Origin of the sequence: Geodermatophilus chilensis (genome assembly GCF_002802985.1) — a bacterium.
GTDB classification, from domain to species: Bacteria; Actinomycetota; Actinomycetes; order Mycobacteriales; family Geodermatophilaceae; genus Geodermatophilus; species Geodermatophilus chilensis.
The window spans coordinates 1-7,977 of the sequence record NZ_NVPT01000205.1 but is presented as its reverse complement, the minus strand read 5'-3'; the positions used below and the strand labels follow the sequence as shown (position 1 = coordinate 7,977).

Here is a 7,977-nt window from a genome sequence, read left to right as displayed (position 1 = left end):
ACATGCTGAGGCTGGGAAGTGCCCTGCACGACCCAAATCGTTCTCGCGCTCCCCGCTCGCACCGGGCAGACACGCCGAGGTTGTTCAGCAGGCTCCTAGGGCACCGCGAGCAGGGTGCCGCCCCGACGGCCGCAGGGGCGCACGGGACGCCACGGCCTCACCCCGACGGGGGGTCAGCCCTCGACCGCCTCCCGGCACCCGGACCGCAGCGCGCGGGCGGCGGTCGCCAGCACCGCGACGACGTCGCGTGCGAAGCCGACGTCGCACGGGTGGACGCCACCGGTCACCGCGGTCGCCTCCAGCTCGTCGACCGCCGCGGAGAAGGACTGCACCGGGCTCTCGGTGTCCGGCAGCAGCACCAGCCGGCCGGCGTCCCCGTGCACGAAGAACTCGATGCCCGTCGACATCGGCGCGACGGTGTGCGACAGCGTCAGCGTCGAGGCGACGCCCGGCGTGGCGTGCTGCAGCACCAGGTGCACCGTGTCCCCGGCGCCCGCCCCGGCCTGCACCGAGACCACCGGGCCGAGCACCGGCACCAGCAGCGAGAGCGCGTGCGGGCCGATGTCCCACAGCGCGCCGTGCTCGCGGCGCCAGGCCGAGTCGAAGGGGCTGCCGGCCAGCGCGCTGAGCCACGAGCCGGCGCCCCCGGCCAGCCGGGTGCGGGCGGCCTGGGCCATCCAGGTCGACGTGCCGGCCTGGAAGCGGAAGGTGAAGAACACGACCGACGCCACCCCTGCGGAGCGCACCGCGGTGACCACCCGGTCGGCCTCCTCGATCGAGAGCCCGATGGGCTTCTCCAGCAGCAGGTGCTTCCCGGCTGCCGCGGCCTGCTCGGCCAGCCCGACCTGCACCGACGGCGGGACGGCGATCGCCACGGCGTCGACCCGGTCGAGCAGCGCGGCCAGGTCCGCGAAGCCGGGGACGTCGAGCTCCGCGCCGACCGCCTTGGCCTTGGACAGGTCGCGGCCCCAGACGCCGACCAGCTCGGCGCTCGGGTGCTCGACCAGGGCGGCCGCGTGGACCGTCCGCGCCCAGTGGCCGGTGCCGAGCACCCCGAACCGCACGGTCAGACCGCCCCGAACTGGCGGTCGCCGGCATCCCCGAGGCCCGGGACGATGTAGGCCCTCTCGTTCAGCCCCTCCTCCACCGAGGCGGTGAACACCCGCAGCGGCAGCCCGCTCTCCTCCAGCCGGCGGATCCCCTCCGGGGCGGCCAGCGCGCACAGCACGGTGATCGAGGTGGCGCCGCGCTCGGTGAGCAGCCCGCAGCAGTGCACCAGCGACCCGCCGGTGGCCAGCATCGGGTCGAGGACGAAGACCTCGCGGTCCACCAGGGACGCCGGCAGCGAGGCCATGTACGCCTCGGGCTGGAAGGTCACCTCGTTGCGGGCCAGGCCGACGAAGCCCATCTGCGACTCCGGCAGCATCCCGTGCGCGGTGTCGGCCATCCCCAGCCCGGCGCGCAGCACCGGCACGATCAGCGGCGGCGCGGCCAGCCGATAGCCGGTGGTGTCGGTGACCGGCGTGGTGATCGGCTCCTCGGCGAGGGGCAGGTCGCGGGTGGCCTCGTAGACCAGCATCTGCGTCAGCTCCGCCAGCGCCGCGCGGAACGCCGCGTTGTCGGTCCGCTCGTCCCGCATGCGGGTCAGGCGGGCGCGGGCCAGCGGGTGGTCGACGACGGCGAGCTGCACGCGCGACACGGTAGCGGCCCGGTGGACCCCGGCTGCCGGCGCTGGCACGATCCCCGCGGTGACGACGACGCAGGAGTGGCGCCGCCGGTAGGTGACTACCCGCGTCGTCCGGCCCCACCCGTCCCCGGTGGGCCGCCCGCACACCCGGTCCACCTCCGTCCGAGGAGACCGCCCGTGCCCCCGATCGAGCTGACACCCCTGCTGCCCGGCGCGGCCGGCGAGCTGCTCACCCTGCAGCGCGCCGCTTACGTGACCGAGGCCCAGCTGTACGACGACGTCCGCCTCCCGGCGCTCGTCCAGACCCTCGACGAGCTGGCCGACGAGCTCGCGCAGAGCGCCTGCCTGGCGGCGCTCACCGGCAGCCGGCTGGTCGGCGCGGTGCGCACCCGCGAGCGGGACGGCGTCCTGCACGTCGGCCGGCTCGCCGTCGTCCCGGACCTGCAGGGCCGGGGCATCGGCACGCGGCTGCTGCGCGCCGCCGAACAGTCGACCGCGCTGCCGCGGGCGACCCTCGTCACCGGCGCGCGCAGCGACGCCAACCTGCGGCTCTACCGACGCTCCGGCTACGTCGAGACCGCGCGGCACCAGGTGCGCCCGGGGCTGGAGCTCGTCCACCTGACCGAGGAGCTGCGGTGAGCGAGCTGCGCTGCGGGACCGACATCGGCGACTTTCTGGTCAGCGCCCGGTCGTCCGCCGAGTACCGCGCGATGTTCGCCCTGACCGACGCCGACCTGCGGGGCCGGGTCCTCGACTGTCCCGGTGGCGGCGCCTCGTTCACCGCGGCGGCCCGGGCCCGCGGCGGCCGCGCGTTGCGCGGGCTGCTCGCCTCCGTGCTGGCCGCGCTGGGGAACGCCGGCGTGCAGGCGCTGGTCCAGGACGTCCCGTACGAGTTCCAGCGCGGTGCCCGCAGCATGCTGCGCCTCCGGGCGGCCCCCGCCCGCACGGGTGTGCGGCGCGCGGGAGCACCGGGCGCGGGAGGGAGAATGCCCGCATGACCCACGTGCTCGACCCCGATGCGCCGGCGGCGGCGATCCCGCCGCGGCGCGAGCCCCTGGCGCCGTACCGCGACGTGACCCGCTCCGACGCCGCCTTCCGGGCCTTCCTGCACGGGCTGCCCGGCGTGGACCAGGTCGGCGCCGAGTCGCGGGTCGCCGTCCTCGGCACCCGGTCGATCAAGACCACCGCCAAGGCCTGGGCCATCGACACCGCGATCTCGATGGTCGACCTGACCACGCTCGAGGGCGCCGACACCCCCGGCAAGGTGCGCAGCCTGGCCGCCAAGGCCCGCCGTCCCGACCCCGGCGACCCGACGACCCCGCCGGTGGCCGCGGTCTGCGTCTACGGCGACCTGGCCGGGGTCGCGAAGGAGGCCCTGACCTGCACCGACATCTCCGTCGCCGCCGTCGCCACCGCCTTCCCCAGCGGCCGGGCCAGCCGGGCGGTCAAGCTCGCCGACGTGCGGGACGCCGTGGCCAACGGCGCCGACGAGATCGACATGGTCATCGACCGCGGCGCGTTCCTCGCCGGCCGCTACCTCGACGTCTACGACGAGATCGTGGCGGTCAAGGAGGCTTGTGCGCGGCCAGGAAAGGACCCAGCGCACCTCAAGGTCATCCTCGAGACCGGGGAGCTGGTCACCCTGGACAACGTCCGCCGCGCCTCCTGGCTGGCGATGCTCGCCGGCGGCGACTTCATCAAGACCTCCACCGGCAAGGTGTCCCCCGCGGCGACGCTGCCGGTCTGCCTGGTGATGCTCGAGGCGGTCCGCGACTTCCGCGCCGCCACCGGGCGCCAGGTCGGCGTCAAGCCCGCCGGCGGCATCCGGACGACGAAGGACGCGATCAAGCACCTGGTCCTCGTCAACGAGGTCGCCGGACCCGACTGGCTCACCCCCGACTGGTTCCGCCTCGGCGCCTCCAGCCTGCTCAACGACCTGCTCCTGCAGCGGCAGAAGTTGCGCACCGGCCACTACTCCGGCCCCGACCACGTGAGCGTCGACTGACCATGACACAGCTCTTCGAGTACGCCCCCGCGCCCGAGTCGCGCTCCATCGTCGACATCGCGCCGTCCTACGGCCTGTTCGTCGACGGCGAGTTCGTCGACGGCTCCGGCACGCCGTTCACGACGGTCAACCCGGCGACGGAGGAGGTGCTCTCCGAGGTCGCGAGCGCCACCGACGCCGACGTCGACCGCGCCGTGCGGGCCGCCCGCCGCGCGTTCACCCGCGTGTGGGGGCCGATGCGCCCGGCCGACCGCGGCAAGTACCTGTTCCGCATCGCCCGGCTGCTGCAGGAGCGGGCGCGGGAGTTCGCCGTCCTGGAGTCGCTGGACAACGGCAAGCCGATCCGGGAGTCCCGCGACGTCGACGTCCCCCTGGCCGCGGCGCACTTCTTCTACCACGCGGGCTGGGCCGACAAGCTGGACTGGGCGGGCCTCGGCCCGGGCCCGAAGCCGCTGGGCGTGGCCGGTCAGGTCATCCCGTGGAACTTCCCGCTGCTGATGCTGGCGTGGAAGGTCGCCCCGGCGCTGGCCACCGGCAACACCGTCGTCCTCAAGCCGGCCGAGACCACCCCGCTGACCGCGCTGTTGTTCGCCGAGGTCTGCCGCCAGGCCGACCTGCCGCCCGGCGTGGTCAACATCGTGACGGGCGCCGGCGACACCGGCCGGGCCGTCGTCGCGCATGAGGACGTCGACAAGGTCGCGTTCACCGGCTCGACCGAGGTGGGCCGCTCCATCGCCCGCGCGGTCGCCGGCACCCGCAAGAAGCTGACCCTCGAACTCGGCGGCAAGGCGGCCAACATCGTCTTCGACGACGCGCCCATCGACCAGGCCGTCGAGGGCATCGTGCGGGGCGTCTTCTTCAACCAGGGCCACGTGTGCTGCGCGGGCAGCCGACTGCTGGTGCAGGAGAACGTCCACGACGAGGTGATCGCCTCGCTGCAGCGGCGGATCGGCACCCTGCGCCTCGGCGACCCGCTGGACAAGAACACCGACATCGGCGCGATCAACTCCGCGGAGCAGCTGGCGCGCATCCGGGAGCTCTCCGACGTCGGCGAGGCCGAGGGGGCGTCGAGGTGGCAGCCGGCCTGCGAGCTGCCCGACCGGGGCTGGTGGTTCCCGCCGACTGTCTTCACCGACGTCTCCCCCGCCCACCGCATCGCCCGCGACGAGGTGTTCGGGCCGGTGCTGAGCGTGCTCACCTTCCGCACGCCCGACGAGGCCGTCGCCAAGGCGAACAACACCACCTACGGGCTCTCGGCCGGCATCTGGACGGAGAAGGGCTCGCGGATCCTCGCCATCGCCGACCGGCTGCGCGCCGGCGTGGTCTGGGCCAACACGTTCAACGAGTTCGACCCGACGTCGCCCTTCGGCGGCTACAAGCAGTCCGGCTACGGCCGCGAGGGCGGCCGGCACGGGCTCGCCGCCTACCTCCAGGAGGCCGACAAGTGAGCACGGACCGACTCGCCGTCCGCAAGACCTACAAGCTCTACGTGAACGGCGCCTTCCCGCGCTCGGAGTCCGGCCGCACCTACGAGGTGACCGACCCCAAGGGCGGCTTCCTCGCCAACGCCTCCTGGGCCTCCCGCAAGGACGCCCGGGACGCCGTCGTCGCCGCCCGCGCCGCGTTCGCGAAGTGGTCCGGCGCCACCGCGTACAACCGCGGGCAGGTGCTCTACCGGGTGGCCGAGGTGATGGAGGGCCGGCACGCCCAATTCTGCGACGAGGTCGCCGCCGGCGAGGGGCTGTCGGGCTCGCGCGCCCGGGCGGCGGTGGACGCGGCCATCGACCGCTGGGTCTGGTACGCCGGGTGGACCGACAAGCTGGGCGCCGTCCTCGGCGGGGCCAACCCGGTCGCCGGGCCGTACTTCGACTTCTCGCTGCCCGAGCCCACCGGTGTCGTCGCCGTCCTCGCGCCGCAGCGCTCCTCGCTGCTGGGCCTGGTGAGCGTGCTCGCGCCGGTGCTGGCCGGCGGCAACACCGCCGTCGTCGTCACCTCGCGGACCCGACCGCTGCCCGCCGTCACCCTCGGCGAGGTGCTGGCGACCAGCGACGTCCCGGCCGGGGTGGCCAACCTGCTGACCGGGGACGCCGGGGAGATCGGCCCGTGGCTGGCCGAGCACGACGACGTCGACGCCATCGACCTGACCGGCGCGCCCGCCGAGCAGGCGATGGAGCTCGAACGGCTGGCCGCCGGCAGCATCAAGCGGGTGGTGCGGCCGCCCGCCGAGGAGCCGGACTGGTCGGCCAACCCGGGCCTGACCCGGCTGACGCCCTTTCTGGAGACCAAGACCGTCTGGCACCCCATGGGTCTGTAGAACGGCCCCGTCCCGGGTGGCCCTCTCCTGGCGTGTCCTGAGCGTGCGGAGGACTCGGGGAGGGGGTCCTCCACCTGGGAAGGGTGGCGAGGACGGGGTCCCCCATCGGGCAGGATGGGGCCCGTGGCCCGGCCCAGCATCGTCCCCATCGCCCTCACCGTCGACGACCGCATCGGCTTCACCCTGTGGGCCCCGCCGTGGGAGGAGGACGGCGAGGAGTGGCAGGCCTTCCTCGGCACCTCCGAGGACGACCGCGCCCGCGTGCACCTCTTCCCGACCCCTGCCGCGCTGGCCGCCTTCTGCCGCACCCGCACCGACCACGACCTCGCCGACCACCCGGTCTGGCCGGTCGTGGTCGGCCTGGGCGCGGCCGACCTCACGCCCGACGACGACCACCGCTACGACCTCGACGGCGTCTACGACATCGCCGCCGAGAACCCCGACCGGTGGGCGGTCGAGGAGCTGGCCGCGACCATCGACATCGTCACCCGGCTGGCCGAGTGCCTGGACGTGGAGGACGACGCCGACGACGAGCTGACCGATCCCGACGGTGGCCCGGACGTCGACGACGACATCGACCTCGAGCGCCGGGCGGACGGCGCCGTCGCTCGCGGCGGGGAGTTCGGCGCGCTCGCCGAGCTCGTCTCCCGACCGGAGATCGGCTCGCTCGGACTGGGCGTCGAGGCCTTCGTCGGCCGCTCCGGCGAGGACGCCTGGGTCGGCGTCGGCAATGCCCTCGACGACCTGTGGGAGGACGTCCTCGAGGAGCTCGGCGCGCACCTGGACTGGACCGGCGGCGGCACCGTCTCCCTCGACGACTACCCCTCGGCGGCCGAGGCCGACGACGAGTACGACGAGGACGACGACCTGGAGGACGACCTCGAGGACGACGCCGCGGCGGCTCGGCGCCCGGCGGGCGGGGCGACCGCGGCCTCCGCGGCAGCGGCCGGCGTGAGCACCATCGCGCGCCCCGGCCGGGTCTCCGCGCCACCGGCGGAGGTCGCGAAGGCCGCGGAGTTCTGGGAGGCCGTCGGCATCCTGCCGGTGGAGGTCGTCGTGCCCGAGGGCGCCGGCCTCACGCTGCGCTGCTACGTCGAGGACCGGGCGCGCTTCCTCGGCCGGGACGGCGAGGTCTTCCTCTTCGACTCCCCCGAGGAGCTCACCCGCTTCTGCCGCGGCAGCGAGGCCCACGACCTCACCGAGATCGCCTCCTGGCCGGAGGTCGCCGACACCACCACCCCGCCGCTGCCGGCCGACCAAGACCGCTACGACCTCGCCGAGACCAGCGAACTGCTGGCCCAGGTCGCCGACGGTGCGGGCGGGCTCGTCGACCACCGGGTGCTCGCCCAGCAGGTCGAGGGCGTGGGCGACATCGCCGAGTACGCCGGGCTGACCCGCGTCGAGGAGCTGCTGCGTCCGGACGCGCCACTCGGTCGCGCCGTCGCCCGGGGCGAGCGCGTGCCGGACACCCCGCTGCGCGCCGAGGACGCCGCCGCGCTGCGCCCGGCCTGGGACGAGGTCGTCACCGAGGTCAGCGGGGCGCTGGTCTTCCGCGACTGAAACAGGACCACCCTGCCCCCCACGCCTCGCACGCTCGGCGCGGGCCCTGAAGGGTGGCCGCCGTCCCCACCCCTCGCCGGCCCGGCAGCCCCATCCCTGAGTTGATCATGGGGTTGTCACCACGGGACGCGCCGACGGCTGCGTGTCCACGTGCGACAACCTCATGATCGACAACGGCGGGGGCGGCGGAGCACCCACCACGAACGGCAGCGGCCGGCCCCGGGGAACCGGGACCGGCCGCTGCCGTGTGGGCCCTCCTGCAGGGTCCCGCCGCGAGCCTGCGAGTGGCGGGGGGCAGGAGGGTCCTCTCTCACAGCGGTTCTCATGCAGCTTGGCGGGTGGGGTAGCCGGCGTGGGAGAACCAGCCGGCGGCATCAGCCGGGCTGACCGCCTCCAGGGCGGCGGCGATTG

The 7,977-nt window shown here is 74.7% G+C and carries 8 protein-coding genes; 6 read left to right on the top strand and 2 right to left on the bottom strand.

The features are described 5' to 3' along the window. Nucleotides 1-173: 173 nt before the first annotated feature. Both CNO22_RS23835 and upp read right to left on the bottom strand, forming a co-directional pair. Complete coding sequence (locus CNO22_RS23835; RefSeq protein ID WP_100501742.1) at nucleotides 174-1,064, bottom strand: Gfo/Idh/MocA family protein; 891 nt, start codon at nucleotides 1,062-1,064, stop codon at nucleotides 174-176. Nucleotides 1,065-1,066: 2 nt separating this feature from the next. Beyond that, nucleotides 1,067-1,690 (bottom strand): uracil phosphoribosyltransferase, encoded by a 624-nt coding sequence (gene upp, locus CNO22_RS23830; protein WP_100501745.1) that lies wholly within the window; start codon nucleotides 1,688-1,690, stop codon nucleotides 1,067-1,069. A 174-nt stretch (nucleotides 1,691-1,864) separates the two neighbouring features. Between upp and CNO22_RS23825 the strand changes: the two genes are divergently transcribed. The 6 genes from CNO22_RS23825 (at nucleotide 1,865) to CNO22_RS23800 (ending at nucleotide 7,566) form a co-directional block, all read left to right on the top strand. Then, complete coding sequence (locus tag CNO22_RS23825; protein WP_100501741.1) at nucleotides 1,865-2,326, top strand: GNAT family N-acetyltransferase; 462 nt, start codon at nucleotides 1,865-1,867, stop codon at nucleotides 2,324-2,326. Further along, nucleotides 2,323-2,685, top strand: coding sequence for a hypothetical protein (locus tag CNO22_RS23820; protein ID WP_100501740.1), 363 nt, complete (start codon nucleotides 2,323-2,325; stop codon nucleotides 2,683-2,685). The genes CNO22_RS23825 and CNO22_RS23820 overlap by 4 nt, the downstream gene beginning before the upstream one ends. Further along, entirely contained in the window at nucleotides 2,682-3,692 is a 1,011-nt protein-coding gene (gene deoC, locus CNO22_RS23815; protein ID WP_232807304.1) for a deoxyribose-phosphate aldolase, read from the top strand. Before CNO22_RS23820 ends, deoC begins: the two co-directional genes overlap by 4 nt. Nucleotides 3,693-3,694: 2 nt before the next feature. Next, on the top strand, nucleotides 3,695-5,140 hold the full coding sequence (locus CNO22_RS23810) for an aldehyde dehydrogenase family protein (RefSeq protein ID WP_100501739.1): 1,446 nt from the start codon (nucleotides 3,695-3,697) through the stop codon (nucleotides 5,138-5,140). Next, entirely contained in the window at nucleotides 5,137-6,006 is an 870-nt protein-coding gene (locus tag CNO22_RS23805) for an aldehyde dehydrogenase family protein (protein ID WP_100501738.1), read from the top strand. The genes CNO22_RS23810 and CNO22_RS23805 overlap by 4 nt, the downstream gene beginning before the upstream one ends. A 123-nt stretch (nucleotides 6,007-6,129) precedes the next feature. Next, nucleotides 6,130-7,566 (top strand): hypothetical protein, encoded by a 1,437-nt coding sequence (locus CNO22_RS23800; protein ID WP_100501743.1) that lies wholly within the window; start codon nucleotides 6,130-6,132, stop codon nucleotides 7,564-7,566. Nucleotides 7,567-7,977: the final 411 nt, after the last annotated feature.